The sequence below is a fragment of the Sphingomonas sp. 10B4 genome (genome assembly GCF_035019905.1).
In the GTDB taxonomy this organism is placed as follows: Bacteria; Pseudomonadota; Alphaproteobacteria; order Sphingomonadales; family Sphingomonadaceae; genus Sphingomonas; species Sphingomonas glacialis.
Window position 1 is genome coordinate 35,449 of the sequence record NZ_JASJVC010000009.1, and the last position, 15,057, is coordinate 50,505.

Genomic DNA, 15,057 nt, shown 5'->3' on the forward strand with positions numbered 1-15,057 from the left:
CCCCTTTATCGGAAGCGCAGCGCCGAGGCGCAACCCGCGCGTAATTACGCGAGCGGCACGCCGTACAGGTCGTGTTCGTCGGCATCCTCGATGCTGACCGCCACGATGTCGCCCTGCTTGAGGTGGCCGGCGTCGCGCAGGAAGACCTCGCCGTCGATCTCGGGCGCGTCGGCCTTCGAGCGGCCGGTGGCGCCGCCCTCTTCATCGACCGCGTCGATGATCACGTCGAGCGTGCGGCCGACCTTGGCCTGCAGCTTGTCGGCCGAGATGCGCGCGGTGAGTTCCATCAAGCGGGCGTAGCGCTCTTCCTTGATCTCTTCGGGCACGTGGTTGGGCAGGTCGTTCGCGGCGGCGCCTTCGACCGGCTCGAAGCGGAACGCGCCGACGCGGTCGAGCTGCGCTTCCTCGAGCCAGTCCATCAGATAGGCGAAGTCGTCCTCGGTCTCGCCGGGGAAGCCGACGACGAAGGTCGAGCGAATCGCGATGTCAGGCGCGATCGTGCGCCAAGTCTTGATGCGCTCGAGCACCTTGGTTTCGTTCGCCGGGCGCTTCATCAGCTTGAGGACGTTGCGGCTGGCGTGCTGGAACGGGATGTCGAGATAGGGGAGGATCAGCCCCTCGGCCATCAGCGGGATGACCTGGTCGACATGCGGGTACGGGTAGACGTAGTGCAGGCGCACCCAGGCGCCGAGCTTGCCGAGTTCGCGCGACAGGTCGGTCATGTGCGCGCGGACTTCTTCGCCGTGCCACATCCGCGGCTGGTGGCGGATGTCGACGCCGTAGGCCGAGGTGTCCTGGCTGATGACGAGCAATTCCTTGGTGCCGGCTTCGATCAGCTTCTCGGCTTCGCGCAGGATCGCATCGGGGCGGCGGCTGACGAGGTCGCCGCGCAGGCTGGGGATGATGCAGAAGCTGCAGCGGTGGTTGCAGCCTTCGCTGATCTTCAGATAGCTATAGTGGCGCGGCGTCAGCTTGAGGCCGCTGTCGGGAACGAGGTTAAGAAACGCGCTCGGCGGCATCGGCGCCGCTTCGTGGACTGCGCCGACGACTTCTTCGTACTGATGCGCGCCGGTCACGGCGAGGATGCCGGGGAATTTGGCGCGGATCATCTCCGCTTCCTTGCCCATGCAGCCGGTGACGATGACGCGGCCATTCTCGGCGATCGCTTCGCCGATCGCTTCGAGCGATTCTTCCTTCGCCGAATCGAGGAAGCCGCAGGTGTTGACGAGCACGACGTCGGCGCCGGCATAATCGGGCGACATCGCATAGCCATCGCTGCGCAGCTTGGTCAGGATCCGCTCGCTATCGACCAGATTCTTGGGACAGCCGAGCGAGACCATGCCGATTTTCGGCGGGGAGGGGAGTGTTGTTGCCATGGGAACGGCGGCACATAGGCGTGTTCGCGCCATTTTTCCAGCGGTAGCGGTACAAGCCTTGCCCCGCCTTCATGGAAGGCCGCCGTTTCTTCGCTATGCCGATCCCGCGATCGCACTTATCGATGCATGTGCATGGCATATCCTAGACCCTGGCTGGCGTTGCTGCTCCTTGCGGGATGCGCGCCCGAGCGACCGCCGCCGCCGCATCTCGCCTTCGCCGGGTTGCCGGTCAGCGGCAGCGTCGGCGACGCGCGCCGCGCTGGCTTTACCGATTGCGTCCAGCCCGATTGGGGCAGCCTGCGCTGCCGCCGCCACGGCGTGATGCTCCTTGGCGCGGGGCCGTATGAAGCGGCGGTCGATCTGGTCGGCCACGAGGGCGGCGGCGGGTTCGACCAGCTGACGCTGTGGCACGCGGACGACCAATATGCCGTCTACAAGATCACCGACGTGCTCGACAAACAGGGCTGGAAGAACTGCAGCACCGGCGATGGCGAGCGCGGCGATCAGATCCTCTACACGCGCAAGGGCGCGCCGGTCCGCGTCTCGATGGACCTGAGCTATTGGGGCAAGCGGCGGCTGCGGCTGATCCCCGCATGGAACACGAAGGAGCGACGCTGTTGAGCGAATTTATCCCCGAGGTCCCGCGTCCGCAGGCAACGCGCTACCGGTTGGTCGCGCATCCCGATCTGCCGCCCGGCGCGGTCGAAGCGGTCGATGTCGATGTCATCAGGGACGGCGACACGCTGCTGCTGACCTTCATGGTCGAGGGCAACGACCATGTCGCCTTGCCCGATTGGGTCGCGGCGGCGCGCACCGACGATCTCTGGAAGACGACGTGTTGCGAGCTGTTCCTCGGCGTGGCGGGCGATGCCGGCTATGTCGAGTTCAACTATTCGCCCTCGACTCGCTGGGCGGCGTATCGCTTCGCGGCGCATCGCGCGGGCGGGCACGATCTGCCGCTCGCGGTCGATCCGCGCGTCGACCGTGGCGACGACAATTCGGCGTATCTCGTCGAAGTCGAGCAATCGCTCGCCGATCTTCCCAGCGGGCCGCTCGAGATGGCACTGACCGCGGTGATCGAGGAAACCGACGGCACCAAATCCTTCTGGGCGCTCGCCCACACCGACGGGCCGCCCGATTTCCACAACCGGGATTGCTTTATCGCAACCCTCCCGGCACCTGAGCAGCCATGAAATTCGGTATCGATCGCCTCCTCGCCGACCCCGCCTTGCGCGCCCCGCTCGCGGGCAAGCGCGTTGCTTTGCTCGCGCATCCTGCCTCGGTCACCGCCGATTTGACGCATTCGGTCGATGCGCTGATCGCCGCGGGTCTGAACGTCACCGCGATGTTCGGCCCGCAGCACGGTGTGCGCGGCGACCTGCAGGACAACATGATCGAATCGCCCGACTTTACCGATCCGACTTACGGCATGCCGGTGTTCAGCCTGTATGGCGAAGTGCGCAAGCCCACCGGGCAGTCGATGGGCACGTTCGACGTGATGCTGGTCGACCTGCAGGATCTCGGCACGCGGATCTACACCTTCGTCACGACGCTGCGCTACGTGCTCGAGGCCGCCGCCGAGCACGGCAAGACGGTGTGGGTGCTCGACCGCCCGAACCCGATCGGCCGGCCGATCGAGGGGCTGACGCTGCGCCCCGGCTGGGAGAGCTTCGTCGGCGCCGGGCCGATGCCGATGCGCCACGGGCTGACGATGGGCGAGCTCGGCCATTGGTTCATCGACCTGCTCAAGCTCGACGTCGACTATCACGTCATCGAAATGGAGGGCTGGCAGCCCGACGTCGCGCCGGGTTTCGGCTGGCCGAGCGACCGGGTGTGGATCAACCCCAGCCCCAACGCCCCCAACGCGATGATGGCGCGCGCTTACCCCGGCACGGTGATGCTCGAGGGCACCACGCTGTCCGAAGGCCGCGGCACGACGCGTCCGCTCGAACTGTTCGGCGCCCCCGATATCGACGCCCGCGCGGTCGTGGCCGAAATGCGTCGGCTGGCGCCCGAATGGCTCGATGGCTGCCAGCTGCGCGACATCTGGTTCGAGCCGACTTTCCACAAGCATGTGAAGACCTTGTGCAACGGTGTTCACATCCATGCGGAGGGTCCGGGCTACACTCACGCCGCGTTCCGTCCTTGGCGCGTCCAGGCGCTGGCGTTCAAGGCGATCCGTGGGTTGTATCCCGATTACGATCTGTGGCGCGATTTCCCGTACGAATATGCCTTCGGGAAATTGCCGATCGACGTGATCAATGGCGGCCCGGGCTTGCGCGAATGGACCGACGACTCGGCGGCGACGCCGCGCGCCTTGGACGCGATGACACAGCCCGACGAGGCCGATTGGGCCGAGTCGCGGGCGCGTTTCCTGCTCTATTGAGCGATAGGACGGATACGACACTCGTTTCGTCGCGCTTGCGCAACGACTCGGGGGTGTGACGGGATTCGAAGGTGGCGCTTCATCCCTCGGTATTCCATGACAATTCTATCGATTGCCGGCCCGGGGGGGTCGTATCGTGTGCCGGAGAAACGTCGTGGAATCCGATCGTCACTTCTACATGCGCCGTGTCGTCGCAGAACGCCTTGCCGCCGCGCGCGCCGTTACCGAGGAGGGCCGCCAGCGCCGCCTCGTCCTCGTCGAGACCTATCTGCAGAAACTCCAGGCGATGCCGGCCTGACCCGGCTCACCGCTTGCGCGTCAACTCGCGCATCGCGTAGTCGAGGCCGGCGAGCGTCAGCGGGTACATCCGGTCGGTCATCAGCTCGCGGATGATGCGCAGGCTCTGCGAATAGCCCCATTGCTGTTCGGGGATCGGGTTGAGCCACACCGCCGCGGGATAGGTGTTGGTCAGCCGCTGCATCCATACCGCACCCGATTCCTCGTTGAAATGCTCGACCGAGCCGCCGGGATGCGTGATTTCGTACGGGCTCATCGAGGCATCGCCGACGAACACGAGCTTATAGTCGTGGCCGAACTTGTGGAGCACGTCCCACATCGGCGTCCGTTCGGAAAAGCGGCGGGTGTTGTCCTTCCACACGCCTTCGTACGGGCAATTGTGGAAATAGAAGAATTCGAGGTTCTTGAACTCGGTCGTCGCCGCCGAGAACAGCTCTTCGCAGAGCTTGACCCACGGGTCCATCGATCCGCCGACGTCGAGGAACAGCAGCAGCTTGACCGCATTGCGCCGCTCGGCGCGCATGACGACGTCGAGCCAGCCCTGGCGCGCGGTGCCGGCGATCGTCGCGTCGATGTCGAGCTCGTCGGCCGCGCCCTCGCGCGCGAACTTGCGCAAGCGGCGCAGCGCGATCTTGATGTTGCGGGTGCCGAGCTCTTTCGTGTTGTCGAGGTTCTTGAAGTCGCGCTGGTCCCACACCTTCAGCGCGCGCTTGTGGACGCTTTCGCCGCCGATACGGACGCCCTCGGGATTGTAGCCGCTATTGCCGTACGGGCTGGTGCCGCCAGTGCCGATCCACTTGCTGCCGCCCTGGTGGCGCTCGTGCTGCTCGTCGAGCCGCTTCTTGAGCGTCTCCATGATCTCGTCCCACGACCCGAGCGATTCGATCTTCGCCATTTCCTCAGCGCTGAGATATTTCTCGGCGACGGCCTTCAACCAGTCGGCGGGGATATCGGCGCTGGTCTGGCCGAAGGTGGTGGCGATGCCCTTGAAGACCTTGGCGAAGACCTGGTCGAACTTGTCGAGCAGCCCCTCGTCCTTCACGTAGACGGCGCGCGACAGATAATAGAAATCCTCGGGCGTGCGGTCGATCACTTCGGCGTCGAGCGCCTCGAGCAGGAGCAGATGCTCCTTGAGGCTGGCGGGGATGCCGGCGGCGCGGAGCTCGTCGAGGAAATTTAGGAACATGGCGCCATGCTAGGGCCGGCGCTCGTACAGTGTCCAGTGGGATCCCGACAGGCCATGCGCGCGCGCGGACGCAAAGGCGCGATAGCGTACCCCGCATCGGACCGGATCGACCGGGAAGCTCTCGCCCTTGAAGCGATCGACGAACAGGAAGCGGACGGGCTTGCACCCGGGGGCCAGGACCGTGATCGGGTAGTGCAGATGCGCCGCGGCAACCTCGAGCATCGCTTGTCCCATCCAGCGGTCGATGACGACCACGCCACCGCGCGGCGCGCGCGCGCGCATCGCGATGATCGCTTGGGTGGGGTCTCCGCGCTGGTTGCGGATGAGGTCGACATCCTGCCACAGGCTGCCGGCGGTTATTCCTGCCAGCGCGAGCAAAGCGAGTCCGCGGTGCCACCCGCCCCGCGCGATCATCGTTCCGCTGGCCTCGGCGATCAGCAACAGCAAGGCAAGCGCTGCCACCAGGTAATAGCGCGGGTGCCCGGGATTGCCGGCGTGGAGGATGGCGAGGGTCACCGGAAACGCCGCTATCGCAAGCGTATAGAAGATCGCGCGGTCGGTGCCGAGACGCCGCGCCAGAACCACCAGGATCAGCGCGGCGGGCATCAGCCAGAGCGAAACGATCGGCCAGCCAATCGTGTAGCCGAGCATTTCGACGATCGCGTGGAGGAAGAGCAGAAGCTCGAACGGTTTGTAATCGCCGAATTGAAATCCCAGCGGGCTGGCCAAGGCCGCCCCGGCGAGGACGCCGAGCACGATGCCGAGCGTGATCACCGCTGGAAAGAACAGGACGAACGCCCGCCTCGCGGCGACGACAACGCCGTGTCGCGCGTACAGCGTCAAGAACACCCAGCCGATCAGGGCAATGCAGCCGAACAGCATCGTCAGTTGCGACAGCGCGCCGAGCGCAAAGCACAAGGCCAGCCGCATCCGCGTACGCTCGCCGCGTTCGTCGACCAGCCAGCGATCGATGAGCAGGATCGCGAGGAGCAAGGCGAGCGACATGCCCGCATAGCCGCGCGCTTCCGATCCCATCGTTACGACCATCGGCGAGACGGCGAACAGCAGCGCAGCGATCAGCGCGATGCCGTGGCTGCGTCGGCGAAAGATCTCCGCGGCGACGGGGATCGCCAATGTGCCAGCGACGATCGACAGCGCGCGCTGCAACAATGGGGGCGCGTCGAAGCCGACGAACTGCAACCATAGCGAATTGAGATGGTGATTGTTGTCGTGATTGATCTTGAGGAAAACCCCGAGCGGCGTCCCCGCCATGTGCGCGAGCTCGGCCGACCACGCTTCATCGAGCCACAGACCGCCTGTCGCCGCGGCGGTTCGCAGGCCGAGGCCAAGCAGCATGATCGCCGCAAGGAAGAAGGAAAATTGCCGCTGCACCCGATACGCCCCCCGATACGGCGGGTCTAGCGACGCGACGTTGCGCGATGGTTAACGCTTTACCGAACGTACGAGTCGATCAGCGCGCCGACATAATCGGGATCGCGTCCGGTGAGTTCGGGGGCGGGCTGGGCGCGGCTGCCATGATCGAGCGTGCTGCCATAAACGAAGCCGTAGGTCGGATAGATCGTGCTCCCCAGGCCATCCATGTCGCGGTACCACACTTTGACCGCGCTCCAGTCGCCGCGTGGCGAAACGTCGGTGAGCGTGACGTCCTGCTCGGCATGGCCGCGTTCGCCGTTCTGGCGCGACCAATTGGCGTGCGTCACCATCACGACATGGCTGTCGACCACTCGACTGATCACCGCGACATGGCCGAGCGGCAGCCGTGACGTGCGTTCGAACACGATCACCGCGCCAGGGCGGGGGATATCGCCGCGCTGATACCGTCCCGCGGCTTGCGTCCACCAGGTCCAGGCGTCGCCATAGATCGCGATGCCCGAGGCCGCGCGCGCGAACGGTACGCACTGGCCGACATAGTCGAGCAGCGAGGTCTTCGCACCTGCGGGCATACCGAGCGGCAGCAGCGCGGCCGCGAACAGCAAGGGAAAAAGGTTACGCATACAGGCATCCGATACCGGGTGCCCCCCAAAGACCGCGTAACGGGAAAGGGTTTAAGCTGAGGTTACCATCGTTCGACCGGATCGCGTGCGATCAACCGCTCAGCCCTTGTTCTGCTGTCGTTTGGCCATGAAGGCGAGGCGTTCGAACAGCATCACGTCCTGCTCGTTCTTGAGCAGCGCGCCGTGGAGCGGCGGGATCGCCTTGGTCGGATCGCGGTTCTGCAAGACGTCGAGCGGCATGTCCTCGTGGAGCAGCAGCTTGAGCCAGTCGAGCAATTCGCTCGTGCTCGGCTTCTTCTTGAGGCCGGGGACGTCGCGCACGTCGTAGAAGATATCCATCGCGCGGTTGACGAGGATCTTCTGGATGCCGGGGAAGTGGACGTCGACGATCGCCTGCATCGTCGCACGGTCGGGAAATTTGATGTAGTGGAAGAAGCAGCGGCGCAGGAACGCGTCGGGCAGTTCCTTCTCGTTGTTGCTGGTGATGATGACGATCGGGCGCTCGACCGCGCGGACCGTTTCCTTGGTCTCGTAGACATGGAATTCCATGCGATCGAGTTCCTGCAACAGATCGTTGGGGAATTCGATGTCGGCCTTGTCGATCTCGTCGATCAGCAGGACGGGGGGCGTGTCGCGCGTGAAGGCTTCCCACAATTTGCCGCGGCGGATGTAATTGGCGATGTCGTGGACCCGTTCGTCGCCGAGCTGACCGTCGCGGAGCCGCGCGACGGCGTCATATTCGTACAGGCCCTGTTGGGCCTTGGTGGTCGACTTGATGTTCCACTCGATCAGCTCGGCACCCAGCGCCTTGGCGATCTCGTAGGCAAGCACCGTCTTGCCGGTGCCGGGCTCGCCCTTGACGAGCAGCGGCCGGCGCAGCGTGACGGCGGCGTTGACGGCGACCTTGAGGTCGTCGGTCGCGACATAGCCCTGTGTGCCCTCGAAACGCTTCATCGCTGCAATCCCGTTTCATTTGAATACCGGGTACGGCGATAGAGGGAAACGGGGCCGCAGTGCAAGCTGCGGCTAGAGCCGATCGCGTGCGATCGCGCGCGCCTCGATCAAGTCGCACAGGCCGCGATGCTGCGCGAAGGTCTGTTGCGCACCGAACGCCATCGCGCGGCGGACCGCAGCGCTGGCACCGTGGCCTTCGGCGATCGTCTTGGTTTCGGCGATGTCGGGGAGCTGCGTCGCGGCGATCGTCGAGCCGGCCCGGCGCGCCGCCGCATCGAGGATTGCGCGGAAGGCATGCCAGTCGATCACCAGCGCGAGCGCCGCGCCGGTCGAGCAGCCCGCGCGATCCGACCGCGCGAGCATGTCGAAGGTATGGCGCATCGCGGCGAAGGCGGCGTCGCTCTCGGCCTGGCCCGGTGTCGATGGCAGTGGCCCGACCGCGGCCGTCAGATGCGCGAGGTAGCCGCGTTCGAGTTGGAAGCCCTCGGCGGCCGCGGCGATCCAGCGATTGTCGAGCTCGGCCACGCTGCGCCGCGCGGCTTCGTCGAACAGATCGTTGAGCCGGCCGTGGACCGAGCACAAGGCGTGCACGGCATCGGCAAGGTCGCGCCCGGCAGCGCCAGGCGCCGACAGCCGCCGGAACAGCGTGTGCCCGGCAACGCCGTCGTCGATCGCCAAGGCCGCGATGCAGCCTGCGTCTGCCGCTGTCGTGGAATGATTGGATGCGATCGCCATGAGCTCCGTATTGTCCCTCTTGTCCCGAGCCGGAAGTGGCGCGGGCGTTGTTCGCTGCGAGGAGTGCAACAAAGGGATATACCGAACCGCGTAAAGAGCTGGTTTAGAGGCAGTTAAGGGTACCTAAACCAGATCGCTGATCTGACACGCGGCAACGATCACCGCGACCGCGCCGACGATCGCGCCATCGCGGCGGATCGGCGCGAGCGCAATCCGGACGCGAAGCGCCGGATGGGCGGCGCGGAGCAGAGCGCTGTCGAGCGGGGCGGTCGCCTTGCCGCCGAGCGCGTCGGCGAGCGCCGCCTCGAACGCGGGGCGTTCGTCCGCTGCGAAGAAAGCGGCGAAGCGCTGCTGGAACGGCACCGCAGAAGCGAGGTCGAGCATCGCACCGAACGCCCCGCTGATCGGCTCGCCGAGCATGCCGTCGGGATCGAGTGTTACGGTCGCGATTCCGGCGACGGCGAGCGCCGCGCTGGTAGCGTGCGCTGCGCGCGAGTCGCGATCGCGTGTCGCGTCTTGAGCGATGATCGCGACGCCGGCACCGGCCGGCTCGATTGCGAGCAACAGCATCCGCCCCGCGCGCGCCGCCGATGCGATTTCGAGCCGCTCGCCGATGCCGCGGTCGATCACTTGGCGGATTGCCGTGGCAAGCGTCGCGCGGACGCCAGGCGGCACGATCGCATCGACGGGCGCGCCCGGCCGCGCCAGGACGCCGAAATACGCGCGCGCCGCCCGGCTCGAACCGAGGATCGCGCCCGACGAATCGGCGACGAGCACCGAGTCGCCGATCGCATCGAGCACCGCGATCGCATCGATGGGCGTTGGAGCGGGCAGCGAGGATTGCGCCGCGCACAGCGCATCCATCGTCTCGATCGAGGTCAGCACGAAGCGCGGGCGACCGCGATGGAGGATATAGAGCGGGGCACGCGCGGCGCGCTCCTGCCACGCGCCGAAATGGCGCACGAGGTCCGAGGCGGTGACGAGCTGGTCAGCGGCGAGGGCGGGGTGCGACGACATCGCGCAAGGCGTACGCAAAAGTCGCCGCCGCCGTCACACTGTCACGCCGAAATGGACCCATCTTGCGGCGGATTTGCGAAGGTCGGCGGTACGCAAATCGCGTATCTGACGGTATTGCGACGGAGCGGTCGCCCGGCCGCGCCCGGCAAAGCGGCAGCGGTGGCGCCGGGCCACCGCTGCCGTCTGGCTTACTGGTCGAGGAACGACCGCATCTTGCGGCTGCGGCTCGGATGCTTGAGCTTGCGCAGCGCCTTCGCCTCGATCTGGCGAATACGCTCGCGCGTGACCGAGAATTGCTGGCCGACTTCCTCGAGCGTGTGGTCGGTGTTCATCCCGATCCCGAAACGCATGCGCAGCACGCGCTCCTCGCGCGGGGTGAGCGACGCCAGCACGCGCGTGACGGTTTCCTTGAGGTTGGCCTGGATCGCGGCGTCGACCGGGATGATCGCGTTCTTGTCCTCGATGAAATCGCCGAGATGCGAATCCTCCTCGTCGCCGATCGGCGTTTCGAGGGAGATCGGCTCCTTGGCGATCTTCATCACCTTGCGGACCTTCTCGAGCGGCATCGACAGACGCTCGGCCATTTCCTCGGGCGTGGGCTCGCGGCCCTGCTCGTGAAGGAACTGGCGGCTGGTGCGGACCAGCTTGTTGATCGTCTCGATCATGTGCACCGGGATGCGGATGGTGCGCGCCTGATCGGCGATCGAGCGGGTGATTGCCTGACGGATCCACCACGTCGCATAGGTGCTGAACTTGTAGCCGCGGCGATACTCGAACTTATCGACCGCCTTCATCAGGCCGATATTGCCCTCCTGGATGAGATCCAGGAACTGCAGGCCGCGGTTGGTGTACTTCTTGGCGATCGAGATCACCAGCCGCAGGTTCGCCTCGACCATTTCCTTCTTGGCGATACGCGCCTCGCGCTCGCCCTTCTGGACCATGTTGACGATGCGGCGGAACTCGGTGAGCGCCATGCCGGTGGCCTGGCTGATCTCCGAAATCTCGGTGCGGATACGGTCGGCGGCGTCGCTCTCGTTGGTGACGAAGGCGGTCCACTTCTTGTCGATCTTGGCGACCGACGGGAGGAACTGCTCGTCGAGCTCGTGGCCGATGTAACGATCGAGGAAGTCCTTGCGCGGCACCTTGTGGCGCTCGGCAAGGCGCAGCATCTGGCCGCCCAGCGCGGTCAGGCGCCGGTTGAAAGCATAGAGCTGGTCAACCAGATATTCGATCTTGGCGTTGTGGAACTGGACGCTCTCGACCTCGGCCGTGAGCTCCTCGCGTAGCTTGTGATACTTCTTCTCGTCGCCGCTCGACAGTTCGCCGCCGCCCGCCATCGCGTCGAGCCGCGATTGCTGGATCTTGGAGAACTTCTTGTAGAGCGCGGTGATGTTGGCGAAGCGTTCGAGCGCGATGGGTTTCAGCTGCTCTTCCATCTGCGCGAGGCTGAGGGTGTTGTCCTCTTCCTCGTCGTCGGAAGCACGCGGAGTACGGCGCTCGCCATCCTCGTCCTCGTCGACCGACGGCTCTTCGGGCTCGGCCTCTTCCTTGAACGACGGGCCGGCGTTCTTCTCGGAGATCTCGCCGTCGCCCTCTTCGGCTTCGGCCATCGCCTCGGGCGCCGGGTCCTTCGACAGCATCGCGTCGAGATCCATGATCTCGCGCAACTGCATCGTGCCCTCGTTGAGCGCGGTCGACCAATCGATGATCGCGTTGAAGGTGATCGGCGATTCGCACAGACCCAGGATCATCGTGTCGCGGCCGGCCTCGATCCGCTTGGCGATGGCGATTTCGCCCTCGCGGCTGAGCAATTCGACCGCGCCCATCTCGCGCAGGTACATCCGCACCGGATCGTCGGTGCGATCGATGACTTCCTTCTTCTTGACGTCGAGCGCGGGGCCGGCGTCTTCGCCCGGCTCGGCCGTCTCGGCATCGTCCTCGTCGTCCTGCTTGGGCTGCTCGTCGCCTTCTTCGCCCTGCTCGTCATTCTCGACGATGTTGATGCCCATTTCGCTCAGCGCGGCGCTGATGTCCTCGATCTGGTCAGACGACATCTCGCCCTGCGGGAGTGCTTCGTTGAGCTGCTCGTAGGTGATGTAGCCACGCTTCTTGGCGCGTGCGATCACCTTCTTGATCGACGCATCGTTCAAATCGATCAGCGGCGCATCGCTACCCTCGGTGGTTTCACCGACATCCGCCATATCCGTCTTCGCCATCAACTGCCCTCAGCAAAAGCCCTGGCGTCCTCGTTCGACTGCACCAGATTGGCGAGTCGCGCGTCCAGAGCCTGTTGTTCCTTCACGAGCGACACTTGCCGCTCGAACGCCTCATCCGAATAATCGGTCTGCATCATCGCCGTCGCTTCGGCCAGAGCCGCATCCACTTCAGGCCGCGCCACCAGGATCGCGATCGCCTCATCGAGCTCCTCGCGTGCCCTGGCGGGCTCGGCATCTCTTTGGGTGAACGAACACATGAGTTGGTCGGCCCGCAACAGATCGTGCGCGATTATATCAAATCCAGATGTGGCCAATATGGTAAGAAGGCGCTCACTATCAAGCGTCTGTTCTTCAAGCGCTGCATCAATCATCGCATCGAGCAGGTGCGAGAGGCGGTGATCGGTGATGGTGAGGCGGCTGAGCTCACCGATATGGCGCCCGATTTCGGTCGGATGGCGGAGCAGGCCGATCAGCACCGGTTTGGTCAGCACGCCGTCCATGCCGCGCGCGTGGATGCCCTTGGCGCCGTCGCCGACCGGGCCGGGGGCGGGTTTCCACGGCTGATTGCCCTTGCGCCCGCCACCGCCTTGCGGGCGGGGGACGAACGGCGCGCGGGGCGGGCGGGCGTTGAGCGCGTCGGTGCGGCGGCGAAACTCGGCGATATATTCCGATTTCACGTTGGCATCGGCGATCGTGTTGGCGATCTCGGTGAGGCGTTGCTTGAGGCCGGCGCGCTGTTCGGGGGTGGTGAGCGGTTCGGCGGCGAATTCGCTCGCCCACAGCCGGTCGACCAGCGGTTCGGGCTTGGCGAGCAGCGCCTCGAGCGCGCCGGGGCCCTTGGTGCGGACGAGATCGTCGGGGTCGACGCCCGGCGGGAGCGTGACGAAGGCGAGGCTGCGGCCGGGCTGGAGTAGGGGAGTGGCACGGTGCGCGGCGCGGATCGCGGCCTTCTGCCCCGCGCTGTCGCCGTCGAAGCACAGGATCGGGACCTCGGCGAGCCGCCACAGCCGCTCGAGCTGCGCTTCGGTCAGCGCGGTGCCGAGCGGGGCGACCGCCTCGCGGAACCCCGCCTGGGCGAGCGCGATGACGTCCATATAGCCCTCGACCACCAGCACGCGGCCGGTTTTGCGCGTGGCGGGGGCGGCCTTGTCGAGATTGTAGAGCGTGCGGCCCTTGTCGAAGAGCGGGGTTTCGGGGGAGTTCAGATATTTCGGCTCGCCATCGCCGATGATCCGCCCGCCGAACGCGATGGTGCGGCCGCGCGGGTCGCGGATCGGAATCATCAGGCGGCCGCGGAAGCGATCGTAAGGGGTCTTCTCCTCGACCTTGATGAGAAGGCCCGCTTCGACCAGCAGCGGGTCGCCATAGTCCTTCAGCGCGCCCTTGAGGCTCCCGCGCGAATCGGGGGCGAAGCCGAGCCCGAATTCGCGCGCGGTCTCGGGCTTGATGCCGCGCTTGGTAAGGATGTCGCGCGCGGTGGCGCCGGCGAGGCCGTTGAGCTGGTCGGTGAACCAGCCGGCGGCGTCGGCGCACGCCTCGTGCAGGCCCTTGGCGGCCTCGGCCTTCTCGGCGGCGCGCGGGTCCATCGCCGGGAGTTCCATCCCGGCGTTTTGCGCGAGTTCCTTGACGGCATCCATGAAGGGCAGGCCGCGCTGGTCGGTCATCCACCGGATCGCGTCGCCATGCGCCGAGCAGCCGAAGCAATGGTAAAAGCCCTTGTCGTCGTTGACGTAGAACGACGGGGTCTTCTCGTTGTGGAACGGGCAGCACGCGCGCCACTCGCGGCCGGCCTTCTGGAGCTTGGTGGTCTGGCCGACCAGGCTCGACAACAGGGTGCGCGCGCGGAGTTCGTCGAGGAATTGCGGGGAGAGGGTCATACGCGAGGTTCTGCGACTGAGGGAGCATCCGCCCATCCGTTCGTTTCGAGCGAAGTCGAGAAACCGGAGCTGATGCCGGGTTTCTCGACTTCGCTCGAAACGAACGAGGAGGGAATGGTGTCTGTTGGGGCGGCGGTTCGCTCTTTCGGCGGGCGGGCGAAATGCGACACCAAAGACCAATTTCCCGCGATCAACGCCTCCTTCTTCGCGCGCGACCAGCCGCCGACCATCCGCTCGGCCTCGAGCGCTTCGATCCGGCTTGGGAAATATTCGCTCCACACCAATGCCACCGGCATGCGCCGGGAGGTGAACTCACAATGCCCGCCGGCCTGGTGCTCGCCAATCCGGCGATCGAGATTGTCGGTGTGGCCCGTGTAGAATTTGCCGTCGGAGCAGCGGAGTATGTATGCCCAAAACGCCATGCGCCCTTAATGCGCGCATCGTGCCGTTCGTGTCGAGCGCCGTCGCCGGTTTCTCGACTTCGCTCGAAACGAACGGTGGAGGAGCGCGTCCTCCCGTCGAGGATTACGAAAGCGCCGCCTTCACCGCGGCACTCGCCTTGCTCATATCCAGCGTCGTCGCATGGCGCGCCTTCAGCTCCGCCATCACGCGGCCCATGTCCTTCATGCCGGTCGCCCCCAGCTCCGCCTTGATCGCCTCGATCGCCGCCGCGGTCGCCGCTTCGTCCATCTGCGTCGGCAGGAAGCGCTCGATCACCGCGACCTCGGCCGCTTCGCCATCGGCCAGCTCCTGGCGCCCGCCCTTGACGAACATCTCGATCGACTCGCGGCGCTGCTTGACCATCTTCTGGAGCACTTCGACCACCAGCGCGTCGTCATCGTCGGGTGCCTTGCCGGTGCGTGCCTCGATGTCGCGATTCTTGATCGCGCTCTGGACGAGGCGGAGGGTGGCGGTGGTCGCCTTGTCGCCGCCCTTCATGGCGGTGATGAGGGCAGCCTTGATGTCGTCGCGAATCATTACGGGTCCTTTTCGTGTGG

The 15,057-nt window shown here is 65.7% G+C and carries 15 protein-coding genes; 4 read left to right on the plus strand and 11 right to left on the minus strand.

The features are described from left to right. Positions 1–44: 44 nt before the first annotated feature. On the minus strand, positions 45–1,376 hold the full coding sequence (gene rimO / locus QN347_RS04530; protein WP_322159723.1) for a 30S ribosomal protein S12 methylthiotransferase RimO: 1,332 nt from the start codon (positions 1,374–1,376) through the stop codon (positions 45–47). A 132-nt stretch (positions 1,377–1,508) separates the two neighbouring features. On the opposite strand from rimO, the gene QN347_RS04535 reads away from it, so the two are divergent. The 4 genes from QN347_RS04535 (at position 1,509) to QN347_RS04550 (ending at position 4,060) form a co-directional block, all read left to right on the plus strand. Further along, complete coding sequence (locus tag QN347_RS04535; protein ID WP_322159722.1) at positions 1,509–1,997, plus strand: hypothetical protein; 489 nt, start codon at positions 1,509–1,511, stop codon at positions 1,995–1,997. Next, entirely contained in the window at positions 1,994–2,569 is a 576-nt protein-coding gene (locus QN347_RS04540) for a DOMON-like domain-containing protein (RefSeq protein WP_322159721.1), read from the plus strand. Before QN347_RS04535 ends, QN347_RS04540 begins: the two co-directional genes overlap by 4 nt. Further along, positions 2,566–3,762 carry a DUF1343 domain-containing protein gene (locus QN347_RS04545; protein ID WP_322159719.1) on the plus strand — a complete coding sequence of 399 codons (1,197 nt, stop codon included), beginning with the start codon at positions 2,566–2,568 and terminating at the stop codon, positions 3,760–3,762. The genes QN347_RS04540 and QN347_RS04545 overlap by 4 nt, the downstream gene beginning before the upstream one ends. Positions 3,763–3,916: 154 nt before the next feature. Continuing rightward, positions 3,917–4,060 carry a hypothetical protein gene (locus QN347_RS04550; RefSeq protein ID WP_157134576.1) on the plus strand — a complete coding sequence of 48 codons (144 nt, stop codon included), beginning with the start codon at positions 3,917–3,919 and terminating at the stop codon, positions 4,058–4,060. A 6-nt stretch (positions 4,061–4,066) separates the two neighbouring features. On the opposite strand, the gene QN347_RS04555 is transcribed toward QN347_RS04550, so the two are convergent. The 10 genes from QN347_RS04555 to QN347_RS04600 form a co-directional block, all read right to left on the minus strand. Further along, positions 4,067–5,245, minus strand: a complete 1,179-nt coding sequence (locus QN347_RS04555) for a vWA domain-containing protein (RefSeq protein ID WP_322159718.1) — start codon at positions 5,243–5,245, stop codon at positions 4,067–4,069. 9 nt (positions 5,246–5,254) lie between these two features. Further along, complete coding sequence (locus tag QN347_RS04560; RefSeq protein WP_322159716.1) at positions 5,255–6,637, minus strand: hypothetical protein; 1,383 nt, start codon at positions 6,635–6,637, stop codon at positions 5,255–5,257. A 59-nt stretch (positions 6,638–6,696) separates the two neighbouring features. Then, positions 6,697–7,260 (minus strand): CHAP domain-containing protein, encoded by a 564-nt coding sequence (locus QN347_RS04565; protein WP_189676814.1) that lies wholly within the window; start codon positions 7,258–7,260, stop codon positions 6,697–6,699. A 99-nt stretch (positions 7,261–7,359) separates the two neighbouring features. Then, positions 7,360–8,214, minus strand: a complete 855-nt coding sequence (locus QN347_RS04570) for an AAA family ATPase (protein ID WP_133187249.1) — start codon at positions 8,212–8,214, stop codon at positions 7,360–7,362. Between the two features lie 72 nt (positions 8,215–8,286). Continuing rightward, positions 8,287–8,949 carry a DUF6975 family protein gene (locus tag QN347_RS04575; protein ID WP_322159714.1) on the minus strand — a complete coding sequence of 221 codons (663 nt, stop codon included), beginning with the start codon at positions 8,947–8,949 and terminating at the stop codon, positions 8,287–8,289. Positions 8,950–9,072: 123 nt separating this feature from the next. Continuing rightward, complete coding sequence (locus QN347_RS04580; RefSeq protein WP_322159712.1) at positions 9,073–9,966, minus strand: PAS domain-containing protein; 894 nt, start codon at positions 9,964–9,966, stop codon at positions 9,073–9,075. A 188-nt stretch (positions 9,967–10,154) separates the two neighbouring features. Then, positions 10,155–12,182, minus strand: coding sequence for an RNA polymerase sigma factor RpoD (rpoD, locus tag QN347_RS04585; RefSeq protein ID WP_133187255.1), 2,028 nt, complete (start codon positions 12,180–12,182; stop codon positions 10,155–10,157). After that, the gene (dnaG, locus tag QN347_RS04590; protein ID WP_322159710.1) at positions 12,182–14,059 is read right to left on the minus strand and encodes a DNA primase; all 1,878 of its coding nucleotides are present in this window, start codon (positions 14,057–14,059) and stop codon (positions 12,182–12,184) included. The genes rpoD and dnaG overlap by 1 nt, the downstream gene beginning before the upstream one ends. Then, positions 14,056–14,481 carry a GIY-YIG nuclease family protein gene (locus QN347_RS04595; RefSeq protein WP_322159708.1) on the minus strand — a complete coding sequence of 142 codons (426 nt, stop codon included), beginning with the start codon at positions 14,479–14,481 and terminating at the stop codon, positions 14,056–14,058. The genes dnaG and QN347_RS04595 overlap by 4 nt, the downstream gene beginning before the upstream one ends. A gap of 103 nt (positions 14,482–14,584) precedes the next feature. After that, positions 14,585–15,037: a GatB/YqeY domain-containing protein gene (locus QN347_RS04600; RefSeq protein ID WP_133187261.1), complete on the minus strand. Its 453-nt coding sequence runs from the start codon at positions 15,035–15,037 to the stop codon at positions 14,585–14,587. Positions 15,038–15,057: the final 20 nt, after the last annotated feature.